Source organism: Variovorax sp. Root434 (assembly GCF_001426595.1).
Classification (GTDB): Bacteria; Pseudomonadota; Gammaproteobacteria; order Burkholderiales; family Burkholderiaceae_C; genus Variovorax.
This window is the reverse complement of record NZ_LMEK01000003.1, coordinates 65,592-89,650: the sequence shown is the minus strand read 5'-3', so window position 1 is coordinate 89,650 and position 24,059 is coordinate 65,592. Positions and strand designations below refer to the sequence as shown.

Here is a 24,059-nt window from a genome sequence, read left to right as displayed (position 1 = left end):
AGGATGGACAACCTCACACCGAAAGCGCAGCCCTCGCAGGAGCTGCAGGCCCATCAACTGGTCCGCCGCACCATCGCCCTGGTGCTGGCCGGCGGACGCGGCTCCCGCCTCAAGCAGCTGACCGACCGGCGCGCCAAGCCGGCCGTGTACTTCGGCGGCAAGTTCCGCATCATCGACTTCGCGCTGTCGAACTGCCTGAACTCGGGCATCCGGCGCATGGCGGTGGTTACGCAGTACAAGTCGCATTCGCTCATGCGCCACCTGCAGCGCGGCTGGAGCTTCCTGCGCGCCGAGCTCAACGAAATGGTCGACGTGCTGCCCGCACAGCAACGCGTGGGCGACGAGCACTGGTACCGCGGCACGGCCGACGCGGTGTTCCAGAACCTCGACATCATCCAGACCCGCTCCACCCGCCACGACTACGTGGTGGTGCTGGCCGGCGACCACATCTACAAGATGGACTACTCGATCATGGTCAAGGACCATGCCGAGCACGGCCTGGGCTGCACGGTCGGCTGCATCGAAGTGCCGCGCATGGAGGCCACGGCCTTCGGCGTGATGGCCATCGATGAGAGCCGCCGGATCACCGATTTCCTCGAAAAGCCCGCCGACCCGCCCGCCATGCCCGGGCACCCCGAGGTGGCGCTGGCGAGCATGGGCATCTACGTGTTCGACTCCGAGTACCTTTACCAGTTGCTGGAAGAAGACAGCGTCAACCCCGATTCGAGCCACGATTTCGGCAAGGACATCATCCCCCGCGCCGTGGCCCAGGGCCGCGCGCTGGCCCATCCTTTCGGCCTGTCGTGCGTCACGCGGGCCTCGCGCGGGCCGGACGCCAAAGCCTACTGGCGCGACGTGGGCACGATTGATGCATTCTGGGCAGCCAACCTCGACCTGGCCTCCATCACTCCGGAGCTCGACATCTATGACACCGACTGGCCCATCTGGACCTACCAGCGGCAGTTGCCGCCGGCCAAGTTCGTGCTCGATCGCGAGGGCAAGCATGGCATGACGGTCAACACCATCGTGTCGGGTGGCTGCATCGTCTCGGGCTCCAAGGTCAGCAGCTCGGTGCTGTTCTCGGGCGTGCGCATCCACTCCTTCTGCGAGATCAACGAGGCGGTGCTGCTGCCCGACGTGGAAGTCGGGCGCGGTGCCCGGCTCAACCGCGTGGTGATCGACCGTGGCTGCGTGATCCCCGACGACATGGTGATCGGCGAGGACGCCGAAGTCGACGCCGCGCGCTTCGAGCGCACCGAGAACGGCGTGGTGCTGGTCACGCGCGAGATGCTCAAACGACTGGCTGCATGAGATTCGCCCCCAGTCTTCGCGCACTTCGTGTCGCTTCGCCAACCCCCTCGCCGGGGGCAATACCAGCGGCCCGGCAAAGCCGGTTCCGCGGTATTCCTGGAAGAAACCAGGTCTTTGTGCCATCCCATCTTGCATGGAGGCAGCACTGACGATGCGAATCCTCCAGGTCAGCGCCGAACTCTTCCCCCTCCTCAAGACCGGCGGCCTGGCGGACGTCGCCGGTGCCCTGCCCCTGGCGCTCATGGCCGAAGGACAGGACGCGCGCGTGCTGCTGCCGGGCTTTCCGGCCATCGTGGCGGGCGTGCGCGACCTGGCGCCCGTGGCCGGCTTCGACGCGCCCTGGGGCGAGCGCTTCGGGCTGCGCCTCGGGCATATCGACATCGACGGGGCGCCCGGCATCCCTGCCTACGTGATCGATGCGCCGGCGCTCTACGACCGGCCCGGCAATCCCTACGAGGACACCGCGCGCCAGCCCTATGGCGACAACCACCGCCGCTTCGCCCTGCTCGGCTGGGCCGCGGCGCAGCTGGCGCAAGGGCTCGATCCGCTGTGGCAGCCCGAAGTCGTGCATGCGCACGACTGGCACGCCGCGCTCGCGCCGGCCTACCTGCACTTCGCGCGGCAACAGGCCGGCGGCCCGCGCGTGGGCAGTGTCTTCACGGTGCACAACCTCGCCTACCAGGGCCTCTTCGCGCCATGGAACTTCGCGGAACTCGGCCTGCCCGGCCCTGCGTTCCAGATGAACGGCCTCGAATACCACGGCCAGGTCTCGTTCATGAAGGGCGGCCTGTATTTCGCCGACCGGCTCACCACGGTCAGCCCGACCTATGCACTCGAGATCCAGACGCCCGAGCAGGGCTGCGGGCTCGACGGCCTGCTGCGGCTGCGCAGCAGCGCGCTCACCGGCATCCTCAACGCGGTCGACGACCAGGTCTGGAACCCGGCGACCGACGCCGCGCTGGTGCAGGGCTATCACACGCCCGAAGGCCGCCACATGGCCGGCAAGGCGCGCTGCAAGTCGGTGCTGCAGCACCAGCTGGGGCTGGCCGATCGGCCGGATGCGCCGCTCTTCATCCTCGTGAGCCGGCTCACCGAGCAGAAGGGGCTGCATCTGGTGCTCGGCGGGCTCGATGCGCTGCTCGCCCAGGGCGGCCAGCTCGCATTGCTGGGCAGCGGCGAGGCCTGGCTCGAAGAGGCCTTTCGCCAGCGCGCGGCGGCCGCGCCGCAGTCGGTCAGCGCCACCATCGGCTACAACGAGACGCTGGCCCACCAGCTGTTCGGTGCGGGCGACGTGACGCTGGTGCCTTCGCTCTTCGAGCCCTGCGGCCTCACGCAGATGTACGGCCTGAAGTACGGCAGCCTGCCGCTGGTGCGCCGCGTCGGCGGGCTGGCCGACACGGTGGTCGACAGCTCGCTCGAAGACCTCGCCAGTGGGGGCGCCACCGGTTTCGTGTTCGACAGCTTCGATGTCCAGAGCTACGAACGCGCCGTGCGCCGCGCCTTTGCGCTGTACCAGCGTGCGCCCGACTGGCGGCGCGTGCGGGGCAACGCCATGCGCCGGCCCGCCGACTGGGCCACTGCGGCGGCGCAGTACATCGACGTTTATCGGCAGGCGCTGGGATGACGCGCCTCTTCTCCACGCCGACGGGGTACCTTGCTCCGCGAATGTCCTCCGGCCTTCGGCCTCCCCCTTTATTTCGCTGCGCAAGGCACCCCATCGGCGTGATCGATGGGCGCGGCGCTTGAACTGCGGGCACCACAGCCGCGTCCATGTGCGAATGGCGCCGGGTGCTCCCCGCAGCGAAATAAAGGAGGAGGCCGAAGGCCGGGGGACATTCGCGGAGGGGAGCACCCGGTGTCATTCGCACGCACCCAAGACAAACGTACAGCAGCAAAACACCATCACCCACCCCGAAGAGCGCCAATCATGACGATCAAAGACTTCGCCTACGACCACCCCGACCGCGACGTCGCGGCCTTCAAGCGCGCGGTGGCCAACAAGCTGATCTACGCGGTCGGCAAGGACCCGGTCGCCGCCAGCAAGGACGATTGGCTCAACGCCACCTCGCAGGCCGTGCGCGACCAACTGGTCGAGCGCTGGATGATGACCACTCGCGCCAACTACGCACAGGACCTGAAGCGCGTCTACTACCTGTCGATGGAGTTCCTGATCGGGCGCACCTTCACCAACGCGCTGCTGGCGGTCGACCTCTACGACACCGTGCGCGAGGCGCTGGCCGACTTCGGCGTCGACATGGACGCACTGGCCGAACGCGAACCCGATGCGGCGCTGGGCAACGGCGGCCTCGGCCGGCTCGCGGCGTGCTTTCTCGACTCGATGGCCACGCTCGGAGTGCCGGGCATGGGCTACGGCATTCGCTACGAATACGGCATGTTCCGCCAGCGCATCGTCGACGGCCAGCAGGTCGAGACGCCCGACTACTGGCTCACGCGCGGCAACCCGTGGGAGTTCCAGCGGCCCGAGGTGAACTACCGCGTGCGCTTCGGCGGCCATGTGCAGAAGCGGGAAGGCACCAACGCCCCTTACGGCGCGGCCGACTGGGTCGACACGCACGACGTGCTCGCCGTGGCCTACGACACCATCATCCCCGGCTACGGCACGCAGGCCACCAACACGCTGCGGCTGTGGTCGGCGCGCGCCACCGAGGAGATCGACCTCTCGGCCTTCAACCGCGGCAACTACATGCAGGCGGTGGAAAGCAAGAACCACTCGGAGAACGTCTCGCGCGTGCTCTACCCCGACGACTCCACGCCCTCGGGCCGCGAGCTGCGGCTGCACCAGGAGTATTTTTTCTGCAGCGCGAGCGTGCAGGACCTGCTGCGGCGCTACCTGCGCAACCACAAGACCTTCGACCAGCTCTCGGAGAAGGTCAGCATCCACCTGAACGACACGCACCCCGTGCTCGCCGTGCCGGAGCTGATGCGCCTGCTGCTCGACGAGTACGGCCTCACATGGGACGTGGCCTGGACGCACACGCAGAAGGTGTTCAGCTACACCAACCACACGCTGATGCACGAGGCGCTGGAGACCTGGCCGGTCGAGATGCTCGGGCGCATCCTGCCGCGGCACCTGCAGATCATCTACGACATCAACGCCAGGTTCCTGGCCGCCGTGACACAGAAAGTCGGCAACGACGTGGAGCTGATGCGCCGGCTGTCGCTGGTCGACGAGGCCGGCGAGCGGCGCGTGCGAATGGCCTACGTCGCGGTGCTGGCCAGCCACTCGATCAACGGCGTGTCGGGGCTGCACTCGGAGCTGATGAAGCAGTCGATCTTCTCGGACTTCGCGAAGATCTTTCCCGAGCGTTTCAACAACAAGACCAACGGCGTCACCCCGCGCCGCTGGCTGGCGCAGGCCAACCCGCCGCTAGCGGCGCTGCTCGACCAGCGCATCGGCAAGGGCTGGCGGCGCGACCTGTCGCAGCTCGAGGCGCTCAGGCCCATGGCCGAGCAGCCGGCCTTCGTGCGCGCCTTTCGCCATGCCAAGCGCGAGAACAAGCTGCGGCTGGCCAACTGGGTCGAGCAGCACCTGAAGATCGACATCGACACGGACGCGATGTTCGACGTGCAGGTCAAGCGCATCCACGAGTACAAGCGGCAGCTGCTCAACGTGCTGCACGTGGTGTCGCGCTATCACCGCATCCTCGACGCGCAGGCGGCCGGCACGCCGATGGACATCGTGCCGCGCGTGGTGGTGTTCGCGGGCAAGGCGGCCTCGGCCTACGCGATGGCCAAGCTCGTCATCCGGCTCATCAACGACGTCGCCAGCACCATCAACGCCGATGCGCGCGTGGGCAAGCTGCTGAAGGTGGTGTTCCTGCCGAACTACAGCGTGAGCCTGGCCGAAGTCATCATGCCGGCGGCCGACCTGTCGGAGCAGATCTCGACGGCCGGCACCGAGGCCTCGGGCACCGGCAACATGAAGTTCGCGCTCAACGGTGCGCTGACCATCGGCACGCTGGACGGCGCCAACGTGGAAATGCGCGAAAACGTGGGGCCGGAGAACATCTTCATCTTCGGCAACACCACGCCCGAAGTGGCCGACATCCGCGCGCGGGGCTACCAGCCGCGCGAGATCTACGAAGGGAGCGCCGAACTCAAGCGCGTGCTCGACGCGATCCGCGACGGCGCGTTCTCACCCGGCGAACCCGCGCGCTACCAGGGCATCTACGACGCGCTGGTGAACTGGGGCGACCACTACCTGCTGTTGGCCGACTACGCGAGCTACGTGGCGAAGCAGGCAGAAGTCGATGCGCTGTACCGCGATTCGGATGCGTGGACGCGAATGGCGATCCTCAACGTGGCGGGGATGGGTGCGTTCTCGTCGGACCGCACCATTGCGCAGTACGCGCACGAGATCTGGCGCACCAAGCCCGTTGTGCTGGGCTGAGCATCCGGTATTTGCTCCCTCCCCCGCTGGGGGAGGGTTGGGGTGGGGGCTGACGGCCTCCACCACCGCGCAGCCTCCGATGCCGCCGTGCCCCCATCCCAGCCTTCCCCCGGAAGGGGAAGGAGCAAGACAAGGCAAAGTCAGCGCGGCTTCTTCTCGCCTGCCGGCTCTGCCTCGGTCACGAAGCCGATGCGGCTCAGCCCGGCCTTGTTCGCGATGCCCATCAGCGCCACCACCTTGCCATAGGGCACGGCCTGGTCGGCGCGCAGCTGCACCTCGGTGTCCTTGCTGTCGGCAGCGGCCTTTTCGAGTTGCTGCGCCAGTTCCTCGTCGGTCACGGCCTTGTCGTTGAAGAAGACCTTGCCCGAGGCGTCGACCGACAGGCTCACGAACTTGGGCGTGTCGTTGGGCTGCCCGGCGTCGGTCTGCGGCAGGTCGAGCTTGATCGAGCTGGCCATCAGCGGCGCGGTGATGATGAAGATCACGAGCAGCACCAGCATCACGTCGACCAGGGGCGTCACGTTGATGTCGGACAGCGGCCGCTGCGCACCGGCGCCCATGGCACGCCCGCCGCCTGCGGCGCTGCTGCCCAGTGAAGTGCGACCGAAGGCCATGGCGCGCGCGCTCCCTAGACCGGCATCGGCCGCGCCGGCGGCGGTGCGGCGGGTGCCGGCGCCTCGCCGAAGCTGCCCAGCAGGTCGTGCGCGAAGCCTTCGAGCTCGGCTTCGATGCGGCCGATGACGCGGCCGAAGACGTTGTAGGCCAGCACGGCCGGAATGGCCACGGCGAGGCCGAAGGCCGTCATGATGAGCGCCTCGCCGACGGGGCCCGCCACCTTGTCGATGGTGAAGCCGCCGGTCTGGCCGGCAATGCCCGACAGCGCGCCGTAGATGCCCCAGACCGTGCCCAGCAATCCGACGAAAGGCGCCGTGGCGCCCACCGTGGCGAGCAGGATCTGCCCCGCCTGCAGCCGGCGCAGCGCGCCGTGCAAGGCGTCGCGCAGCACGCGCGTGAGCCGCTGGTTGCGGTCGACCGAAGCACCCAGCGTGCCGGCCGGCGCACCGGCGGCGATGCTCTTGATGGCCGACACCGCGGGCGACACGAGCGTCGCGCGGTCGAAGGCCCGGAGCTTCAGCTCGGCATCGGCCAGCGTGGACGACTGCCAGAACGCCGCGATGCTGCGCAGCACGTCGCGCGTGCCGCCGCGCAGCAGCCACGCCTTCCAGAGAATGATGACCCAGCTCGCGACCGACATCGCCAGCAGCAGCGCCGCCACCGAACGGCTGACGCCGTCGCCATGGGTCAGCAGTTCGAGCACGCTCATCGATGGTCCCTTGAGTTAGCGCAGGCCCAGCACGTCGTACATGTCGAACAGGCCGGCGCGCTGCCCCTCCAGGAAGCGCACCGCACGCAGGCTGCCCTGCGCATAGGTGACGCGGCTCGACGACTTGTGGGTGATCTCGATGCGCTCGCCGGTGCCCGCGAACAGCACGGTGTGGTCGCCCACGATGTCGCCGCCGCGGATGGCCGAGAAGCCGATGGTGGAGGGGTCGCGCTCGCCGGTGATGCCTTCGCGGGCGTACACGGCGCAGTCTTTGAGGTCGCGGCCCAGCGCATCGGCGATGACTTCGCCCATCTTGAGCGCGGTGCCCGAGGGCGCATCGACCTTGTGGCGGTGGTGCGCCTCGATGATCTCGATGTCATAGCCGGTCGACATGGCCTTGGCCGCCATTTCGAGCAGCTTGAAGGTGACGTTGACGCCCACGCTCATGTTGGGCGCCATCATGATCGCGATGTCTTTCGCGATCTCGGCGATCTCGGCCTTCTGCGCGTCGCTGAAGCCGGTGGTGCCGATGACCGCCTGCACGCCGAGCTCGCGGCATGCCGCCAGGTGCGCGAGCGTGCCTTCGGGGCGGGTGAAGTCGATGAGCACCTGCGCGTCCTTCAGGCCTGCGCGCAGGTCGGACACGATGGACACGCCGCTCTCGAAGCCCAGGAAGGCGCCGGCATCGGTGCCGAGTGCCGGGCTGCCGGCGATGTCGAGCGCGCCGGCCAGGCGCAGGTCGGGCGCATTGCGCACCGCCTCGATCAGCATGTGGCCCATGCGGCCGGATGCTCCCGCGACGGCGATGCGGCGTGGCGCGGGAGTGGAATTGGCAGGAGTGGAGGTGGATTCAGTCACGCGGATTCAGTCTTCGAGGATTTCGAAACGGCCAATGGCATGCATGCACACGGGACGGACGCCGCCTGGCTCGGCGGGCGCCGCCCGCTGCTGATGCTGCTCGTGCCGCGCTCAGCGCGCGGCTTCGAGCGGAGGATAGGCAGCCGGCAGCGGCGGCAGGGAAGCCGATGCGCCCGCGGCGGAATCGGTTTTTTTCTCGTCCTTGGAGGGTGCGAATTTCTTGAGCTCGTCTTCCGAGGCCTCGAGCGTGGGCACCTTGCCGGACTTCTTGCGGGTGTCGAGCGTGGCGACGAACTCTTCCTCGCTGGGCATCTCGTCGCCCTCGAAGCGGTCGAGCAGCTCGCCGTTGAAGAACACGGTCAGGTGGCGTTCCTGCGGGTCCACGCCCTGGCGGCGAATGGTGAACACGTAGTCCCAGCGATTGGCGTGGAACACGTCGTTCAGCAGCGAAGTGCCGAGGATTTCACGCACCTGCTGGCGCGACATGCCCGGCTTGAGCGCCGCGACTTGTTCCTTCGACACGAAATTGCCCTGCACCACTTCGACTTTGTACGGAGTGACGGCGGCCAGCGCGCCACGCGTGCGATCGCTGAAACCGCTGCAGGCACCAAGGCAGAGCGTTGCGGCAACGGCAGCAACCAGCAGCCAGGGACGGCGTTGGAGAATGGCAGGCATGGGAGGAAAAAGGGGGGTAGCGATATGATCGGCCATTGTAGCGGCTGGCCCTTTTCAGGGCCTTTGCCGCAGCCCAGGGGCGCAGGAATCACATGGCCAACATCGACGAACTCAAGAATACCGGCCTCAAGGCCACTTTGCCACGCCTGAAGATCCTCGAGATCTTCCAGACCGGCAGCCAACGGCACATGACGGCGGAAGACGTGTTCCGCGTGCTGCTCAACGAACACTCCGACATCGGCCTGGCCACCGTCTACCGCGTGCTCACGCAGTTCGAGCAGGCCGGCATCCTCGAGCGCAGCCATTTCGAAAGCGGCAAGGCGGTCTACGAACTGAACGAAGGCACGCACCACGACCACCTGATCTGCACCTCGTGCGGCAAGGTCGAGGAGTTCTACGACGCCGAGATCGAACGCCGCCAGCAGATGATCGCCAAGGACAAGGACTGGATCCTGCAGGACCATGCCATGTCGCTGTACGGCCTTTGCGGGGACTGCGCCAAGAAGCGTTGACCCCCGAGGGGGAGGCGCGGCCCGCCTTGGGGCGGCCCGGCGGCGGCCGCATACCCCCAACCAGTCAGTCCCCTTCGCGGCCGTTTTCCATCGCCTTGTGGTGGCGCGCCACGAAGTCGGCGTACGTGTCGATGCCGCGCAGCTGCAGGATCGAGTTGCGCACCGCAGCCTCCACCAGCACGGCGATGTTGCGCCCGGCCACCACCTGGATGATGACCTTGCGCACCGGAATGCCCAGCACGTCCTGCGTGAGCGGCGCCGAGGGCATGCGCTCGTAGTCGCGCTCGAAGCTGTCGCGCCGCACGAGGTGCACGATGAGCTTGAGCCGCATCTTCCGGCGCACCGCCGTCTCGCCGAAGATCGCGCGGATGTCCAGCAGGCCGATGCCGCGCACTTCCAGCAGGTTCAGCAGCAGGTCGGGGCAGCGCCCTTCGATGGTGTTCTGGTTGATGCGGAAAAGGTCGACCGCGTCGTCGGCCACGAGGCCGTTGCCGCGCGAGATCAGCTCCAGCCCGAGCTCGCTCTTGCCCAGGCCCGATTCGCCCGTGATCATCACGCCCATGCCCAGGATGTCCATGAACACGCCGTGCATCGAGGTGCGCTCGGCAAAGTGCTTGGACAGGTAGGCGCGCAGCAGGTCGATCACGAAGGCCGACGACTCGCGCGTGGCGAACAGCGGCAGCTGGGCGCGCTCGCAGATCGACAGCAGTTCGTCCGGCGCGGCCTGGCCGTCGGCCAGCACCAGCATCGGGGGCTCCAGCGTGACGATGCGGGCGATGCGCCGGGCGCAGTCTTCCTCGCTGCCGCGCGTCAGGTAGGCCACCTCCCGGGCGCCGAGGATCTGCACACGGTAGGGGTGGATGTAGTTGAGGTAGCCGACGAGGTCAGCGGCCGACTGCGCACGGCTGATGACCTCCGCATCGAACTGACGCTCCGACGCGCCGAGCCCCGCGAGCCATTCCCAGCGGAGCGAGCCACGGAACTCCTCGAACATGGCATCGGCGCTGATGACGGTCGGCTTCATGCGTTCAGGAGACGGCGCGCAGGCGCCGGCATTGCGTTGGAATGAGGGAAGAAGAAGCCGCGCAGCTTATCAGCAGCCGCGCGCGCCGCCGCATGCGCTCAGGCGACCTGCGTGGATTGCCAGCCGGCGATCAAGTCGTGCAGGGCGGTGGCGTCGGTGCTGGACTTGATCTGTTCGCGCAGGCTGGCGTCGCTCAGCAGTTCAGCGATTTCGGAGAGGATTTCGAGGTGCTTCTGCGTGGCCGCTTCGGGCACCAGCAGGAAGATCAGCAGCGCGACGGGCTGCTCGTCGGGTGCGTCGAAGCCGATGGGGTTGGCCAGCTGGAACACGGCCGCCATCGGCGCCTTGAGGCCCTTGATGCGGCCATGCGGAATGGCCACGCCATGGCCCAGACCGGTGGAACCGAGGCGCTCGCGCGCAAACAGGCTGTCGGTAATCAGGGCGCGGCCCAGACCGTGAAGGCTTTCGAACAGCAGGCCGGCTTCTTCGAAAGCACGTTTCTTGCTGGTAGCGTCAACGCTCACAAGCACTTGAGCGGGCGGCAGGATGGACGCGAGGCGATTCATGGTGGGTGCAGGGCGGGGGCGATTATGCACCCGCTTGGTAAAAACCCCCAGTCCCCCTATTTACTTTCTGTCTACATGTTGCCCAGAGGCCTCGTGCCCCCTCTGGGAGCTTGCCAAAGCCCCACCGCTGCAGTCGGAAAACAAAAAGCCGCCCGAAGGCGGCCTTGGATGCGAGCCCGAGGGCTCCTCTTACATCACGCGCTTGGGCGCAGCGTGATGGTGGTCCTGCAGGCGGTCCTTGTGGCGCACCACCTGGCGGTCGAGCTTATCGACCAGTTCATCGACCGCGGCGTAGAGATCAGCGTGGCTCGATTCCGCGAACATGTCATTACCCTTGACGTGGATGTTGCATTCCGCCCTTTGGCGGCGTTCCTTTTCCTTTTGCTTTTCCACCGTGAGGATCACCTTCACATCGACGAGCTGGTCGAAATGTCGGGTGATCCGGTCCAGCTTGCTCGTGACGTAGGTGCGCAAGGCAGGTGTGACGTCGAGGTGATGACCGCTGATCGTCAAATTCATGAATGACCTCCTGGAATTGACGGTTGGGGAAATGACCGCACTGCGGAATGCAGCTTGGCCGGCGAGAAACGGGAGTTGTGAGAGAGGGGGCGGGGGGAAGAAAAGAAGAAGGCAGAGGGCAAGTTCGATTCACTATGCCCAAGCTGTCACGGTATTGCAATACCTGAGTTGCCCGGGGTTTCTGCGCTTTGTGTGCGGCATTTCACACGCTAGCGAATCGATAGCATCTGGCACGCACAGGGCAGGCGATGCGGCGATTCATCCGGAACAAGTGTTTCATCTTCCGGCAGCGCGTGACCCTGCCGCCGGAAGGGCCAGCAGCTGCCCGGTCAGCGCCAGGCCGCGCGCATCCGGTTGCGCAGGTCGATCACCGCGCTCGGCGGCGGCACGGCCGGCGGCCGTTCCGGCGGAGGAGGCCAGGTCTGCTGCTCGAAGCCGGCCAGATCGGCCTCGGCAATGAAGCGCGTGCGGTTGGCATACAGGTGCCGGTCGCCGCGCACCGCCTGCTGCGTGATGTAGAAGCGCTGCGGCACCAGCAGGTGCAGGTGGTCGCGCGCCCGGGTCATCGCCACGTAGAGCAGCCGGCGCTCTTCTTCCAGTTCGTGCGCGCCCTGCGCCACGTCGGCCGGCAGGCAGCCGTCGACCACGTTGAGCACGTGCACGGAGTTCCATTCCTGCCCCTTGGCCGAGTGGATGGTCGAGAGGATCAGGTAGTCCTCGTCGAGCAGCGGCGGACCCGGGCGATCGCTGGTGGCCTCGGGCGGGTCGAGCGTGAGTTCGGCGAGGAAGCGTTCGCGCGAGGCATACCCGGCGGCAAGCCGCGCCAGTTGCTCGACGTCGGCGCGCCGCACGCCGGAGGTGTCTTCATACAGGCGCTCCAGGTGCGGCAGGTACCAGGCCATCGCCAGTTCCACATCGGCCGGCCACTTCAGCGCCGGCGCGCGCAAGGCGGCATAGGCTGCGGCGAAGTCGGCCCACTGCGCGCGAGCAGCGGCCGGCGGCACGAAGTCGCGCACTGCCGCGGCCGGATCGGCCGCCTGGTCCATTGCGTCGAGCAGCCGCGTGCCGGTGACGGGGCCTATGCCCGGTATCAGCTGCGTCACGCGGAACCCCGCCATGCGCCCACGCGGGTTCTGCGCAAAACGCAGCACCGCGAGCAGGTCCTTCACATGCGAGGCCTCGAGAAACTTGAGCCCACCGAACTTCACGAAGGGGATGTTGCGCCGCGCCAGCTCGAGTTCGAGCGCCGCGCTGTGCGTCGAAGTGCGGAACAGCACCGCCTGCGACTTCAGCGCCAGCCCGCCTTCGCGGTGCGCCAGCACCTTGTCGGCCACCCAGCGTGCCTGCCCGGCCTCGTCGGGCAAGAGCACCAGCAGCGGCTTGCCGGCCGAGGGCTTGTCGGTCCACAGCGTCTTGGCGTGCCGCTCGGCCGCCTGTGCGATCACGCGGTTCGAGACGTCGAGGATGGGCTGCGTCGAGCGGTAGTTGCGCTCCAGCGTGACGACGCGGGCCTGCTGCGTGAACTGCGACGGAAAGTCGAGGATGTTGCGCACCGTCGCGCCGCGAAACGAATAGATCGACTGCGCGTCGTCGCCCACCACCGTCACCCCGCGTCCATCGGGCTTGAGCGCCAACAGGATCGAGGCCTGCAGCAGGTTGGTGTCCTGGTACTCGTCGATCAGCACATGGTCGAAGCGTGCGCCGATGTGCGCGGCCAGTGCGGGCTCGGCGGCCATCCCGGCCCAGTAGAGCAGCAGGTCGTCGTAGTCGAGCACGTTCTGCTGCTGCTTGGCCTCGACGTAGGCGCCAAACAGCTTCTTGAGCTCGACCTCCCATTCGCCGCACCAGGGAAAGGCTTCCTTCAGCACCTCGGCCAGCGGCGCGCGCGTGTTGACGCAGCGCGAGTAGATCGACAGGCAGGTGCCCTTGCGCGGAAAACGATTCACGGTGGAAGACAGGCCCTGCTCATGGCGCACCAGCCCCATCAGGTCTTCGGCATCGCCGCGGTCGTGGATCGTGAAGTTCTCGCCGAGCCCGATCTGCGGCGCGTACTCGCGCAGCAGCCGCGCGCCGATGCCGTGGAAGGTGCCGGCCCACGGCAGCGCGGGCGGCGCCTCGGACTTCAGGCCGAGCACCCGCGCCAGCACCTGGCCGGCGCGGCGTTCCATCTCCTGCGCGGCGCGGCGCGAGAAGGTCAACAGCAGCAGCCGCTGCGGATCGACACCGCCCGCGATGAGATGCGCCACGCGGTGCGCCAGCGTGCTGGTCTTGCCCGAGCCGGCGCCGGCAATAACCAGCAGCGGCCGCTCGTCGCGTTCCGCAATGGCCGCACCCACGCCATGCTCGACCGCAGCACGCTGCGCATCGTTGAGCGTCGCAAGCGCGGCGGCCAGGCGCTCGGCCTGGGTCTTCGGCGCGGCGGGAAAAACAGGAAGCGCAGCGGTCTGCATGGAGAGCGACTTTACTGTATGTCCGTCCAGCCCAACCATGGGGCAGTCATGTGGCCGGTGACATAATCGCGCCTCGCTGCAACCGGAGATTCTTCCTATGGAAACCGCCCCGTCTCGGCAGCTTTCAACTCCCTTTCACTGACGCTCTTTTCGCGCGCGTCGGGCCCGGGAATTGAAAGCGCCCCTCCCTCGCCCAACGTTTCAGTCATACCCGGGAGTGAGCCCATGCTCAACATCTTTACGCTCGCCAACGGTCGCCTCGTCCAGGAAGAGATCGAGTCGCTCGAAGAGCTCTCCAAGTTCCAGCCGATCTGGGTCGACCTCGAGTCGCCCACGCTCGAAGAGAAGCGCTGGATCAAGCAGTACTACGGCCTCTCGATTCCCGAAGACGCGATGGACGAGGACATCGAGGAGTCGGCCCGCTTCTACGAGGAAGACAACGGCGAGCTGCACATCCGCTCCGACTTCCTGATCGACGACGACGAAGACCCGCGGTCGGTGCGCGTGGCGTTCATCCTGAACCAGCACAACACCGAGCTTCGCAGCCGCGGCGTGCTGTTCTCGATCCATGACGAGGACGTGCCCGTGTTCCGGCTGCTGCGCATGCGCGCGCGCCGCGCCCCCGGGCTCATCGAGGACGCGAAGGAAGTGCTGCTCAAGCTGTTCGATGCCGACGCCGAATACTCGGCCGACACGCTCGAGAACATCTACGACGAACTCGAGATCGCGGGCAAGAAAGTGCTCGAGGGCAATGTCAGCGACGAGTTGGCCGGCGAGGTGCTGGGCGCCATCGCGCGCCAGGAAGACTTGAACGGCCGCATCCGCCGCAACGTGATGGACACGCGCCGCGCGGTGAGCTTCATGATGCGCAGCCGCATGCTCAACGCCGAGCAGTTCGAGGAGGCCCGGCAGATCCTGCGCGACATCGAGTCGCTGGACAACCACACGGCCTTCCTGTTCGACAAGATCAACTTCCTGATGGATGCGACCGTCGGTTTCATCAACATCAACCAGAACAAGACCATCAAGATCTTCTCGGTGGCCAGCGTCGCATTGCTGCCGCCCACGCTGATCGCGAGCATCTACGGCATGAACTTCAAGTTCATGCCCGAGCTCGACTGGTCGCTGGGCTATCCCTATGCCATCGTGCTGATGGCGGCCAGCGCGCTGGTGCCGATGTGGTACTTCCGCCGGCGCGGCTGGCTCAAGTAGGCGCCGCGCGGCGGGTGCTAGAGTGGCTGGCAGCAAGCGCTGACCCGGAGAGCCACAGTGCGCAGAATCCGCTTCCTCACCAACCGCCACCGCGCGCCGTCGACCAACACCGCGCTGGGCCTGCTGCTGGCCTTCAATGCCGGGGCCGTCAACGCGGGCGGATTCCTCGTGCTCCACATGTACACCTCGCACATGACCGGCTTCGCCTCGCAGCTGGCGGACGGCATGGTGCTGGGCAACGTCACACTGCTGCTGAACGCGCTCGGCGCGATCCTGGCCTTCGTGAGCGGCGCCGCGGTCTGCGCCATGCTGGTGAACTGGGGCCGGCAGCACCGCATGCACGGCGTCTACGCCCTGCCGCTGATGCTCGAGGCGGCGCTGATGTTTCCGTTCGGGCTCATGGGCGCGATCACGCTGACCTGGCCCACGCCCTTCGCCGTGCCGCTCACGGTGCTGCTGCTGTCCTTCATCATGGGCCTGCAGAACGCGGTGGCGTCGAAGACCTCGGGCGGCAGCATCCGCACCACCCACATGACGGGCAACATCACCGACATGGGAATCGAGATCGGCAAGATGCTCTACTGGAACGGCCGCGCCAGGTCCGCCTCGATGGCGGTGCGCCACGACCGCCGCCGCATGCGCCGCGCGGGCGGGCTGGTCGGCATGTTCGTGCTCGGCGGGACGGTGGGCGCGCTCGGCTTCAAGTACGTGGGGTTCGTCTGCGTCGTGCCACTGGCCGCGCTGCTGCTCGCCCTGTCGATACCGCCGCTGCTGCGCGACATTCCGCGGCGCGGCGCCTCGCTCAGCTGACGGCCGGCAGCGTGGCGAGCCACGCGCCGACCAACGCGAGGCTGTAGCGGCTCGCGACCAGCGAGACGAAGCGCGCGAAGTCGCCATGCGCTTCGTCGTCCGCGCGGTCGGAGATCGTGCGCATTGCCGCGAAGGGCACGCCGTAGTCGTGGCACACCTGCGCCACCGCCGCGCCTTCCATCTCGACCGCAAGCGCATCGGGCAGATCGCGCCGCAGCGCTTCACTCTCGGCGGTGGTCGACACGAAGCGGTCGCCGCTGGCCAGCAGGCCCCGGTGCACCTTCGGCGACTGCAGGCCGAACTCTTCGACGGCCGCCCGTCCCGTCAGTGCCACGGGATCGCGCAGCACGCCGGCGGCAACGCCCGACAGCGCATCGCCGATCGCGCGGTCCGCAACGAAACGCGACAGGTCCATCAACGGCACTTCGTACTTCGGGAAGATCGGCGATGCATCGAGATCGTGCTGCAGCAGTTCGGTCGCGACCACCACGTCCCCCACGCGCACGCCCGGCGCGAGCCCGCCCGCCACGCCCGTGAACACGACGGCCCGCACGCCGAAGCGTTCGAGCAGCACCGTGGCCGTGACCGCCGCCGCGACCTTGCCGATGCGCGACAGCACCGCGACCACGGGCTGGCCCTGCAGGTGGCCGACCCAGAAGTCGCGGCCGGCCACGCGCACGCGTTGCTCGTCGGGCATCTGCGCGAGGAGCGCACTCAGCTCCTCGTGCATGGCCGCCACGATGGCGATGGGCGCAACAACCACGGTTTACTTGATATCCACGCCGTAGAAGGTGTGGCGACCGAAGGGGCTCAGCTTGAAGTCGACGACCTCCTTGCGCACCGGCTTCAACTGCACCGCATGCGCAATCGTGAACCACGGCGCCTGCTCCTTGAAGATGAGCTGCGCCTTCTTGTAGAGCGCATCGCGCTCGGCCTGCTTGGTCGTGCTCTTGGCCTTCACCACGAGGTCTTCGTACGGCTGGTAGCAGAACTTCGAGATGTTGCTGCCGCTGGCCGACTTGGCCGAGGCGCAGCCCAGCAGCGTGTAGAGGAAGTTGTCGGGGTCGCCGTTGTCGCCGGTCCAGCCCAGCATGCCCATCTGGTGCTCGCCGGCCTGCAGGCGCTTGCGGTATTCGCCCCACTCGAAGCTCTTGATCTCGGCCTTGACGTTGATCTTGGCGAGGTCGGCCTGCATCAGCTCGGCGATGCGCTTGGCGTTCGGGTTGTACGGGCGCTGCACCGGCATGGCCCACAGGTCGGTCGAGAAGCCGTCGGGGAAGCCGGCCTGCGCCAGCAGCTTCTTCGCGGCCTCGGGGTCGTACGGGTCGTCCTTCACCGCGTCGTTGTAGGACCACATGGTCGGCGGGATCGGGTTCTTCGCGGCCACGCCGGTCGACAGGTACACGCCGTCGATGATGGCCTTCTTGTTGATCGCCATGTTGATGGCCTTGCGCACGCGCACGTCGTCGAAGGGCTTCTTCGTGGTGTTGTACGAGAGGTAGCCGACGTTCAGGCCGGGCTGCTCGAGCAGCTGAACGTTCGCGTCCTTGCGGATCGCGTCGAGGTCGGCCGGGTTGGGGTACGGCATGACGTGGCACTCGCCCTTCTGCAGCTTGGCCCAGCGCACCGAGGCATCGGGCGTGATCGCGAACACGAGATCGTCGATCTTGGCCTTGCCGCCCCAGTACTGCGGGAAGGCCTTGAAGCGGATGATCGCGTCCTTCTGGTACTGCACGAGGTAGAACGGCCCGGTGCCGATCGGGTCCTGGTCGACCTTCTCGGGCGTGCCGGCCTTCAGCATCGCAATGGCGTATTCCTTCGACTGGATGCCCGCGTACTGCATGGCCAGGTTCGCGAGGAACGGCGCCTCGGGCTGGTTGAGCACGATCTTCACGGTGTAGTCGTCGATGCGGTCCACCGTCTTCAGCAGCTTGGGCATGCCCATGTCGTTGAAGTACGAGTGGTTCTGGCTCGTGACCTTGAAGAACGGGTCGCTCTCCTTCCACTGGCGCTCGAGCATGAAGATGAAGTCGTCGGCGTTGAAGTCGCGCGTGGGCTTGAAGCTCTTGCTGGTGTTGTGCCACTTCACGCCCTTGCGCAGGTGGAAGGTGTACTGCGTGCCGTCGGCGGAGATGTCCCACTTCTCGGCCAGGCCCGGCACGACCTTGGTGCCGCCGCGCTCGAATTCGACGATGGTGTTGTAGACCTGCGTGGTCACGTCGAACGAGGTGCCGGTGGTGTTCATCCCCGGATAGAAATTTTCCGGGCTTCCTTCGGAGCAATACACCAGCGTCTTGGCAGACACCGCGCCGCAGGCCAGGGTCAGGGCTGCAAGCGCTGTCGGCGCCAGGAGCGCTAGGCTTCGTGAGCGGCGCGAAACGGTGGGCTGGGTCTTCATGGGGACTCCTCGAGACAGGGTTGAGAAAAGTCGCCGCCTACTGCGCGGCGAGCACGGGACCATCGGCGCGCACAAGGGCCGCGCCATCGAGAAACTGCTCGGCGTAGTGGCAGGCCACCAGACGTTCGTCCAACGCGCGCAACAGCGGCCGCTCCTCGCGGCAGCGCGGTTGCACGTGCGGGCAGCGCGTGCTGAACACGCAGCCCGGAGGCGGGCTCAGCGGCGATGGCAGCTCACCCTTGAGCACGATGCGCTGGCTGCTGAGCCCCGGCGTGGATGCCAGCAGCGCCTGCGTGTACGGGTGCAGCGGCCGCGCGAAGATGCGCGACTTGGGGCCCTGCTCCACCGCGTGGCCGAGGTACATCACGAGCACGTCGTGCGCGATGTGGCGCACCACGCCCAGGTCGTGCGAGATGAAAAGGTACGCCAGGCCCAACTCGGCCTGCAGGTCGGCCAGCAAATTGAGCACCTGCGCCTGGATCGACACGTCGAGCGCCGACACCGGCTCGTCGGCCACCAGCAGGCGCGGGTTCAGCATCAGGGCGCGCGCGATGGCAATGCGCTGACGCTGGCCGCCCGAGAACATGTGCGGGTAGCGGTTGGCGTACTCGGGCCGCAAGCCCACGCGCGCGAGCATGTCGCCGGCCTTGGCGGCGCGCTCCGACTTGCCCATGGTGGTGTTGATGGCGAGCGGATCCTCGAGCACCGTCGAGATCTTCTTGCGCGGATTGAGTGAGCCGTAGGGGTTCTGGAACACCAGCTGCACGGCCTGGCGCAGCTCGCGCTTGCGTTCGGACGGCGGGTTCACCGCGTCGGCCCCCACCAGCGTGAGCTGCCCCGCGGTCGGCTTCTCGATCAGCGCGACCATGCGCGCCAGCGTCGACTTGCCGCAGCCCGACTCTCCGACCACCGCCAGCGTGCGCCCGCGCTCGATGCGAAAGGAAATGTCGCCCACGGCCCGCAGGTGCGCGGGCGCGCGGAACAGCCCGCGGCGGATGTCGTAGGTGCGCTGGAGGTTCGTTGCCTCGACCACCACCTCGGCCGATGCGTCGCTTGGTGTGTGGCTCATGGCAACACCTCCGCGACCTGTTGCCGCGGCGGGTCTTGCGCGATGGCCGCCATGCGCCCCGGTTCGCCGAGCGGAAAGTGGCAGCGCACCTCGGCGCCCTGCGATTCGCGCAGCGCCGGGCGCACCTGGCAGGCCCGCTCGGTGACGTAGCCGCAGCGCGGCGCGAACAGGCAGCCCGCGGGCCTGTCATGCACGCCCGGCACCACGCCGCTGATGGTGGCGAGCCTGCCCTCGGGCGCGGCGCGCTCGGGCAGCGCCGCGAGCAGGGCCTCGGTGTACGGATGCTGCGGCAACGCGAAGAGCCGGTCGACGCGCTGGTGCTCCATCACCTGCCCCGCATACATCACGGCGATGCGCTGCGCCATCTCGCTCACCACGCCCATGTTGTGCGTGATGAGCACCAGCGCCATGCCGCGCTCCTTCTGCAGGTCGCGCAGCAGGTCGAGGATCTGCGCCTGGATGGTCACGTCGAGCGCGGTGGTCGGCTCGTCGGCGATCAGCAGGCGCGGGTTGCAGGCGATGGCCATGGCGATCATCACGCGCTGGTTCATGCCGCCCGAGAGCTGGTGCGGATAGCTGCCCAGGCGCGACGACGCGGCTGGAATGCCCACCTGCTCGAGCAGCTCGGTCGCGCGCTTCTTCGCCTCGCGCTTGTCGAGCTTCAGGTGCAGCCGCAGCGTTTCCATGAGCTGGAAGCCGATGGTGAAGCAGGGGTTGAGGCTGGTGGTCGGCTCCTGGAAGATCATCGCGACCTCCTTGCCGACCAGCGCGCGGCGCGCCTTGTCGGAGATGCCGAGCAACTCCTTGCCCGCGAAGCGCATATGTTCGGCGCGCACGCGGCCCGGAAAGCCGACGAGGCCCATCAGCGCCATCATCGTGACGCTCTTGCCCGAACCCGACTCGCCGACGATGCCGAGCACCTCGCCCTCTTCGAGCGTGAGGCTCACGCCATCGACCGCATGCAGCACGCCGCCCTGCGTGGGGAACTCGACGTGCAGGTCCTTGATATCCAGGAGCATGTTCATCTCTTGAGCTTCGGGTCGAGCGCATCGCGCAGGCCGTCGCCCAGCAGGTTGAAAGCCAGCACCGCCGCAAGGATCGCCAGGCCCGGGAAGGTCACGACCCACCAGGCGCGCAGCACGAACTCGCGCGCGTCGGCCAGCATGGTTCCCCATTCGGGCGACGGTGGCTGCGCACCCAGGCCGATGAAGCCGAGCGCGGCCGCGTCGAGGATGGCGGTCGAGATGCCGAGCGAGGCCTGCACGATCAGCGGTGCGGCGCAGTTGGGCAGCACCTCGCGGAACATCAGGCGCAGCGTGCCGGCACCGCTCACGCGCGCGGCGGTCACGTAGTCGCGCGAAATTTCGGCGATGACTGCCGCACGCGTGATGCGTACATAGTGCGGCAGCACGACGATGGCCACGGCGATCATCGCGTTGATCAGCCCCGGCCCCAGGATCGCGACGATCACGATCGCCATCAGCAGGCTCGGCATCGTGAGCACGATGTCCATCAACCGCATGATCGCGATCTCGAGCACGCCGCGGAAGAAGCCCGCGATCAGCCCGAGCACCACGCCCACGGCCACTGAAATGGCCACCACCGCGACGCCGATGGACAGCGATAGCCGTGCGCCGTGCATCAGGCGCGAGAGGATGTCGCGCCCGATCGCGTCGGTGCCGAGCAGGTAGCTCGCGGAACCACCGTGCTGCCACGCTGGCGGCAGCAGGAAGACGGCGCTGTTGGTCTCGTTGGGCGCGTGCGGTGCGATCCACGGCGCGAACAGCGCGACCAGCAGCAGCACGACGATGGTGGCGAGCCCGATGACCGCGCCGCGATTGGCGGAGAAGGCCGTCCAGAACTCGCGCCAGGGTCCTGGGGGCGCCGCGCTTCTTGTGCCGGCCGGGATTGCTTGTGGTGTCGTCGCCATGGCTTCAGTGCCTGATGCGCGGGTTGATGACGCCGTAGGCCACGTCGACCAGCAGGTTGACCAGCATCACGATTCCTCCGAGCAGCAGCATGCCGCCCTGCAGCACCGGATAGTCGCGCCGGCCGATGGCCTCGATGAGCCACTTGCCGACGCCGGGCCAGGAGAAGATGGTCTCGGTGAGGATCGCGCCCGTGAAGAGCACGCCCACCTGCAGCCCGATGACGGTCACGACCGGGATCAGCGCATTGCGCAGCGCATGCAGCCCCACCACGCGAAAGCGCGACAGCCCCTTGGCGCGCGCGGTGCGGATGTAGTCCTCGCCCAGCACTTCGAGCATGGCCGAGCGCGTCATGCGCGCGATGACCGCGAGCGGCACCGTGCCGAGCACGATGGCCGGCAGGATCAGGTGGTGCAATGCCGACCAGAAGGCACCGATGTCACCGGCGCGCAGGGAGTCGATCAGCAGGAAGCCCGTCTCGGGCTCGATGTAGTACTGCACCGCGATGCGCCCCGACACGGGCGTCCACCCGAGCTGCACCGAGAAGAACAGGATCAGCAGCAGCCCCCACCAGAAGATCGGCATCGAATAGCCGGTGAGCGAGGTGGCCATCACGCCGTGATCAAAGATGGAATTGCGCCGCACCGCCGCGAGGATGCCGGCCGGCAGCCCGAGCAGCAGCGCGAAAAGAATGGCGCAGGCCGCGAGCTCGACGGTGGCCGGGAAGAGCGCGAGGAACTCGCTCATCACCGTGTCCTGCGTGATCAGCGACTTGCCGAGGTCGCCGTGCAGCACGCGCCCGATGTAGATGCCGTACTGCACGATCACCGGCTTGTCGAAGCCGTAGGCGGTGCGCAACTGGGCGTGGCGCGCGGGGTCGATCCCGCGCTCGCCGGCCATCGTCTCGATGGGGTCGCCCGGCACCAGCCGGATGAGGAAGAAGGCGAGCAGCGTCATGCCGATGAAGGTCGGCACCAGCAGGCTCACGCGGGTCAGGAGGAATCGAAACATCGACCGCGAATATGCAAGATCGGTGCCGCAGCCCTCACCGGGCCGAACCCTTACTTCTTCGCGTCGCGCAACTCGCGGCGAAGAATCTTTCCGACCGGCGTCTTCGGCATGTCGCTACGAAACTCCACGATTCGCGGCTGCTTGTAACCCGTAAGGTTTGCCCGGCAGTATTCGCGCACCTGCGCTTCCGTGAGCGAAGGGTCTTTCTTGACGATCACCAGCTTCACGGCCTCGCCGGTCTTCTCGTCGGGCACGCCGACCGCGGCACATTCGAGCACACCCGGAATCAGTGCGACCACGTCCTCGACCTCGTTCGGGTACACATTGAAGCCCGACACCAGGATCATGTCCTTCTTGCGGTCGACCACCTTGAAGTAGCCGCGTTCGTCGACCACGCCGATGTCGCCGCTCTTGAAGTAGCCGTCGGGCGTCATGACCTTGGCGGTCTCGTCGGGGCGCTGCCAGTAGCCGGCCATCACCTGCGGGCCCTTGATGGCGATTTCGCCGCGCTCGCCGGCCGGTACTTCGTTGCCGTCGTCGTCGAGCAGCTTGAGCCAGGTGCTCGGCAGCGGCAGGCCGATGGTGCCGGTGTAGGCCGTGCTGTTGGTCGGGTTGCAGGTGGCCGACGGCGAGGTTTCCGACAGGCCGTAGCCTTCGCAGATCGGGCAGCCGGTCTTCTCGAGCCACAGCTTCGCGACCGCGGCCTGCACCGCCATGCCGCCGCCGACCGAGACCTTGAGGTTCTTCCAGTTGACGGTGTTGAAGTCGGGGTGGTTCGCCAGCCCGTTGAACAGCGTGTTGACGGCCGGGAAGCTGTGGATGGTGTGCTTCGACAGCTCCTTCAGCACGCCCGCGATGTCACGCGGATTCGGAATCAGGATCAGCTTGCCGCCCGTGCGCATGTTCAGCATCATGCCGACCGTGAACGCGAAGATGTGATACAGCGGCAGGGCGCACACGCTGGTGGGCTGCTCGCCGGCCGGCACCTTGTTCATGACCGGCTCGTTCCACGCCTCGGACTGCAGCACGTTCGCGATCACGTTGCGATGCAGCAGCACTGCGCCCTTCGACACGCCGGTGGTGCCGCCGGTGTATTGCAGCACGGCCACGTCGTCGGGTCCGATGGCCACGGGCTTCACCGAAGCACTCGCGCCCTTGTCGAGCGCTTCGTTGAAGCGCACCGCACCCGGCAGGCTGAACTGGGGCACCAGCTTCTTGACGTTGCGCACCATGTAGTTGACGAGCGCACCCTTCAGGAAGCCGAGGCGGTCGCCCATGGAGGCCAGCACGATGTGCCTGATCGGCGTGGCTGCGATGCATTGCTGCAGCGTGGTTCCGAAGTTCTCCATGATGACGATGGCCTTCGCGCCCGAGTCCTTGAGCTGGTGCTCGAGCTCGCGCGGCGTGTACAGCGGGTTCACGTTGACCAGGATCAGGCCTGCGCGCAGGATGCCCGCCACCGCGATCGGGTACTGCGGGCAGTTGGGCATCATGACCGCCACGCGGTCGCCCTTGGCCAGGCCCAGGCCCTGCAGGTAGCCCGCGAAGGCCTTGCTCTGCCTGTCGGTCTCGCCGTAGCTGATGTCCTTGCCCATGAAGCTGTAGGCCGTGCGGTCGGCGTACTTCGCGAAGCTCTCTTCCATGAGCGCGACCAGCGAGTTGTACTGCGAGGCATCGATATCGGCGGGCACACCCTGCGGATAGCTGCTGAGCCAGGGACGATCGGTCATTGGATTTGTCTCCTCCGGGAGTCGGACTGTTGAAAACGAAAACGGCGCACGAGGTGGCGCCGCGAAGAGTTCGCCCGCTGCGCGGGCGTGGACCTTCGGCCTATTCGATGGCCTTGCCCATATCTTCCACTACTTTTTTTGCGTCGCCAAAGACCATCATCGTCTTGTCCATGTAGAACAGCTCGTTGTCCAGGCCCGCATAGCCGGCGGCCATGGAGCGCTTGTTCACGATGACGGTCTTGGCCTTGTAG

The 24,059-nt window shown here is 67.1% G+C and carries 22 protein-coding genes; 6 read left to right on the top strand and 16 right to left on the bottom strand.

Annotation, left to right across the window (positions count from 1 at the left end; translation table 11 throughout):
* Window positions 1–3 precede the first annotated feature (3 nt).
* From glgC to ASD05_RS05100, 3 genes are all read left to right on the top strand, one after another.
* The gene (gene glgC, locus ASD05_RS05110) at window positions 4–1,311 is read left to right on the top strand and encodes a glucose-1-phosphate adenylyltransferase (RefSeq protein ID WP_056588607.1); all 1,308 of its coding nucleotides are present in this window, start codon (window positions 4–6) and stop codon (window positions 1,309–1,311) included.
* Between the two features lie 151 nt (window positions 1,312–1,462).
* Entirely contained in the window at window positions 1,463–2,935 is a 1,473-nt protein-coding gene (gene glgA / locus ASD05_RS05105; protein WP_056588807.1) for a glycogen synthase GlgA, read from the top strand.
* Between the two features lie 303 nt (window positions 2,936–3,238).
* The gene (locus ASD05_RS05100) at window positions 3,239–5,722 is read left to right on the top strand and encodes a glycogen/starch/alpha-glucan phosphorylase (protein ID WP_056588605.1); all 2,484 of its coding nucleotides are present in this window, start codon (window positions 3,239–3,241) and stop codon (window positions 5,720–5,722) included.
* Window positions 5,723–5,862: 140 nt separating this feature from the next.
* On the opposite strand, the gene ASD05_RS05095 is transcribed toward ASD05_RS05100, so the two are convergent.
* The 4 genes from ASD05_RS05095 to ASD05_RS05080 all read right to left on the bottom strand — a co-directional run bounded on the left by ASD05_RS05095 (window position 5,863) and on the right by ASD05_RS05080 (window position 8,579).
* The gene (locus ASD05_RS05095) at window positions 5,863–6,336 is read right to left on the bottom strand and encodes an ExbD/TolR family protein (RefSeq protein ID WP_007832699.1); all 474 of its coding nucleotides are present in this window, start codon (window positions 6,334–6,336) and stop codon (window positions 5,863–5,865) included.
* Between the two features lie 14 nt (window positions 6,337–6,350).
* Window positions 6,351–7,046, bottom strand: coding sequence for a MotA/TolQ/ExbB proton channel family protein (locus tag ASD05_RS05090; RefSeq protein ID WP_056588602.1), 696 nt, complete (start codon window positions 7,044–7,046; stop codon window positions 6,351–6,353).
* Between the two features lie 15 nt (window positions 7,047–7,061).
* Window positions 7,062–7,904 carry a 4-hydroxy-tetrahydrodipicolinate reductase gene (gene dapB / locus ASD05_RS05085; protein WP_082571961.1) on the bottom strand — a complete coding sequence of 281 codons (843 nt, stop codon included), beginning with the start codon at window positions 7,902–7,904 and terminating at the stop codon, window positions 7,062–7,064.
* Window positions 7,905–8,015: 111 nt separating this feature from the next.
* Window positions 8,016–8,579: an outer membrane protein assembly factor BamE gene (locus ASD05_RS05080; RefSeq protein ID WP_007832693.1), complete on the bottom strand. Its 564-nt coding sequence runs from the start codon at window positions 8,577–8,579 to the stop codon at window positions 8,016–8,018.
* Window positions 8,580–8,671: 92 nt separating this feature from the next.
* On the opposite strand from ASD05_RS05080, the gene fur reads away from it, so the two are divergent.
* Window positions 8,672–9,091, top strand: a complete 420-nt coding sequence (gene fur / locus ASD05_RS05075) for a ferric iron uptake transcriptional regulator (protein WP_007832691.1) — start codon at window positions 8,672–8,674, stop codon at window positions 9,089–9,091.
* Between the two features lie 64 nt (window positions 9,092–9,155).
* On the opposite strand, the gene hprK is transcribed toward fur, so the two are convergent.
* The 4 genes from hprK to ASD05_RS05055 form a co-directional block, all read right to left on the bottom strand.
* The gene (gene hprK, locus ASD05_RS05070; protein ID WP_056588598.1) at window positions 9,156–10,115 is read right to left on the bottom strand and encodes an HPr(Ser) kinase/phosphatase; all 960 of its coding nucleotides are present in this window, start codon (window positions 10,113–10,115) and stop codon (window positions 9,156–9,158) included.
* Between the two features lie 98 nt (window positions 10,116–10,213).
* Window positions 10,214–10,681, bottom strand: coding sequence for a PTS sugar transporter subunit IIA (locus tag ASD05_RS05065; RefSeq protein WP_056588596.1), 468 nt, complete (start codon window positions 10,679–10,681; stop codon window positions 10,214–10,216).
* Between the two features lie 189 nt (window positions 10,682–10,870).
* Entirely contained in the window at window positions 10,871–11,200 is a 330-nt protein-coding gene (gene hpf, locus ASD05_RS05060; RefSeq protein WP_007832687.1) for a ribosome hibernation-promoting factor, HPF/YfiA family, read from the bottom strand.
* A 329-nt stretch (window positions 11,201–11,529) separates the two neighbouring features.
* Entirely contained in the window at window positions 11,530–13,650 is a 2,121-nt protein-coding gene (locus ASD05_RS05055; RefSeq protein ID WP_056588594.1) for an ATP-dependent helicase, read from the bottom strand.
* Window positions 13,651–13,875: 225 nt separating this feature from the next.
* On the opposite strand from ASD05_RS05055, the gene corA reads away from it, so the two are divergent.
* Entirely contained in the window at window positions 13,876–14,862 is a 987-nt protein-coding gene (corA, locus tag ASD05_RS05050; protein WP_056515127.1) for a magnesium/cobalt transporter CorA, read from the top strand.
* Between the two features lie 57 nt (window positions 14,863–14,919).
* A complete protein-coding gene (locus ASD05_RS05045) occupies window positions 14,920–15,672 on the top strand; it encodes a YoaK family protein (protein ID WP_056588592.1) in 753 nt (250 codons plus the stop codon).
* Here ASD05_RS05045 and ASD05_RS05040 read toward each other — a convergent pair.
* The 8 genes from ASD05_RS05040 to ASD05_RS30590 form a co-directional block, all read right to left on the bottom strand.
* Window positions 15,665–16,402 (bottom strand): 5'-methylthioadenosine/adenosylhomocysteine nucleosidase, encoded by a 738-nt coding sequence (locus ASD05_RS05040; protein ID WP_056588804.1) that lies wholly within the window; start codon window positions 16,400–16,402, stop codon window positions 15,665–15,667. The genes ASD05_RS05045 and ASD05_RS05040 overlap by 8 nt on opposite strands.
* 36 nt (window positions 16,403–16,438) lie before the next feature.
* Window positions 16,439–18,070 (bottom strand): ABC transporter substrate-binding protein, encoded by a 1,632-nt coding sequence (locus ASD05_RS05035; protein WP_056588590.1) that lies wholly within the window; start codon window positions 18,068–18,070, stop codon window positions 16,439–16,441.
* 37 nt (window positions 18,071–18,107) lie between these two features.
* Entirely contained in the window at window positions 18,108–19,139 is a 1,032-nt protein-coding gene (locus ASD05_RS05030; RefSeq protein WP_056588588.1) for a dipeptide ABC transporter ATP-binding protein, read from the bottom strand.
* The gene (locus ASD05_RS05025) at window positions 19,136–20,164 is read right to left on the bottom strand and encodes an ABC transporter ATP-binding protein (RefSeq protein WP_056588586.1); all 1,029 of its coding nucleotides are present in this window, start codon (window positions 20,162–20,164) and stop codon (window positions 19,136–19,138) included. Before ASD05_RS05025 ends, ASD05_RS05030 begins: the two co-directional genes overlap by 4 nt.
* Window positions 20,161–21,069 carry an ABC transporter permease subunit gene (locus ASD05_RS05020; RefSeq protein WP_056588584.1) on the bottom strand — a complete coding sequence of 303 codons (909 nt, stop codon included), beginning with the start codon at window positions 21,067–21,069 and terminating at the stop codon, window positions 20,161–20,163. The genes ASD05_RS05025 and ASD05_RS05020 overlap by 4 nt, the downstream gene beginning before the upstream one ends.
* Window positions 21,070–21,073: 4 nt before the next feature.
* Window positions 21,074–22,078, bottom strand: coding sequence for an ABC transporter permease subunit (locus ASD05_RS05015; RefSeq protein WP_056588582.1), 1,005 nt, complete (start codon window positions 22,076–22,078; stop codon window positions 21,074–21,076).
* Between the two features lie 50 nt (window positions 22,079–22,128).
* Entirely contained in the window at window positions 22,129–23,808 is a 1,680-nt protein-coding gene (locus ASD05_RS05010) for a long-chain-fatty-acid--CoA ligase (protein WP_056588580.1), read from the bottom strand.
* Window positions 23,809–23,908: 100 nt separating this feature from the next.
* The coding region (locus tag ASD05_RS30590; RefSeq protein WP_235507861.1) for an NAD(P)(+) transhydrogenase (Re/Si-specific) subunit beta at window positions 23,909–24,059 on the bottom strand (151 nt) is incomplete at its 5' end.

Excerpts from the sequence above, each read along its gene's own strand:
- ASD05_RS05080 (WP_007832693.1), bottom strand. The coding sequence starts at position 8,579 with ATGCCTGCCATTCTCCAACGCCGTCCCTGGCTGCTGGTTGCTGCCGTT.
- ASD05_RS05095 (WP_007832699.1), bottom strand. The coding sequence starts at position 6,336 with ATGGCCTTCGGTCGCACTTCACTGGGCAGCAGCGCCGCAGGCGGCGGG.
- ASD05_RS05020 (WP_056588584.1), bottom strand. The coding sequence starts at position 21,069 with ATGGCGACGACACCACAAGCAATCCCGGCCGGCACAAGAAGCGCGGCG.
- ASD05_RS05035 (WP_056588590.1), bottom strand. The coding sequence starts at position 18,070 with ATGAAGACCCAGCCCACCGTTTCGCGCCGCTCACGAAGCCTAGCGCTC.
- ASD05_RS05040 (WP_056588804.1), bottom strand. The coding sequence starts at position 16,402 with ATGCACGAGGAGCTGAGTGCGCTCCTCGCGCAGATGCCCGACGAGCAA.
- ASD05_RS05065 (WP_056588596.1), bottom strand. The coding sequence starts at position 10,681 with ATGAATCGCCTCGCGTCCATCCTGCCGCCCGCTCAAGTGCTTGTGAGC.
- glgA (WP_056588807.1), top strand. The coding sequence starts at position 1,463 with ATGCGAATCCTCCAGGTCAGCGCCGAACTCTTCCCCCTCCTCAAGACC.
- ASD05_RS05015 (WP_056588582.1), bottom strand. The coding sequence starts at position 22,078 with ATGTTTCGATTCCTCCTGACCCGCGTGAGCCTGCTGGTGCCGACCTTC.
- ASD05_RS05090 (WP_056588602.1), bottom strand. The coding sequence starts at position 7,046 with ATGAGCGTGCTCGAACTGCTGACCCATGGCGACGGCGTCAGCCGTTCG.
- fur (WP_007832691.1), top strand. The coding sequence starts at position 8,672 with ATGGCCAACATCGACGAACTCAAGAATACCGGCCTCAAGGCCACTTTG.
- ASD05_RS05055 (WP_056588594.1), bottom strand. The coding sequence starts at position 13,650 with ATGCAGACCGCTGCGCTTCCTGTTTTTCCCGCCGCGCCGAAGACCCAG.
- hprK (WP_056588598.1), bottom strand. The coding sequence starts at position 10,115 with ATGAAGCCGACCGTCATCAGCGCCGATGCCATGTTCGAGGAGTTCCGT.
- ASD05_RS05100 (WP_056588605.1), top strand. The coding sequence starts at position 3,239 with ATGACGATCAAAGACTTCGCCTACGACCACCCCGACCGCGACGTCGCG.
- ASD05_RS05010 (WP_056588580.1), bottom strand. The coding sequence starts at position 23,808 with ATGACCGATCGTCCCTGGCTCAGCAGCTATCCGCAGGGTGTGCCCGCC.
- ASD05_RS05030 (WP_056588588.1), bottom strand. The coding sequence starts at position 19,139 with ATGAGCCACACACCAAGCGACGCATCGGCCGAGGTGGTGGTCGAGGCA.
- corA (WP_056515127.1), top strand. The coding sequence starts at position 13,876 with ATGCTCAACATCTTTACGCTCGCCAACGGTCGCCTCGTCCAGGAAGAG.
- hpf (WP_007832687.1), bottom strand. The coding sequence starts at position 11,200 with ATGAATTTGACGATCAGCGGTCATCACCTCGACGTCACACCTGCCTTG.
- ASD05_RS05025 (WP_056588586.1), bottom strand. The coding sequence starts at position 20,164 with ATGAACATGCTCCTGGATATCAAGGACCTGCACGTCGAGTTCCCCACG.
- glgC (WP_056588607.1), top strand. The coding sequence starts at position 4 with ATGGACAACCTCACACCGAAAGCGCAGCCCTCGCAGGAGCTGCAGGCC.